General features: G+C 44.9%; 1 protein-coding gene. It reads right to left on the minus strand.

Annotation, left to right across the window (positions count from 1 at the left end; genetic code table 11):
- Window positions 1–214, minus strand: a 214-nt coding sequence (locus G3N99_RS38240) for a hypothetical protein (RefSeq protein WP_206124971.1), incomplete at its 3' end; no start/stop codon positions are given.
- Window positions 215–234 lie beyond the last annotated feature (20 nt).

Raw genomic sequence — 234 nt, forward strand, 5'->3', positions numbered from 1 at the left:
TAAAAAAAAAAAAGAAAAAAAAAAAAAAAAAAGTCGGTAAAGCAAGATGTGAGTAGCGAACGATGAATGCACTAAAGATTAGCAGGCCTAGAATCATCGAGAAAGAGAGCAGTGAGAGTGTCGAACCGGAGATAGCGCGCATGTCAGCGAGGAGAACATACGTGTGTAGCGCACGTGTAGCAGCAGCAACGAGCGAGTGAGCGAGGGTATGCAAGGCGTTCTACTGATGTGTGA

The organism is Burkholderia sp. Ac-20392, assembly GCF_017104585.1.
GTDB classification, from domain to species: domain Bacteria; phylum Pseudomonadota; class Gammaproteobacteria; order Burkholderiales; family Burkholderiaceae; genus Burkholderia; species Burkholderia lata.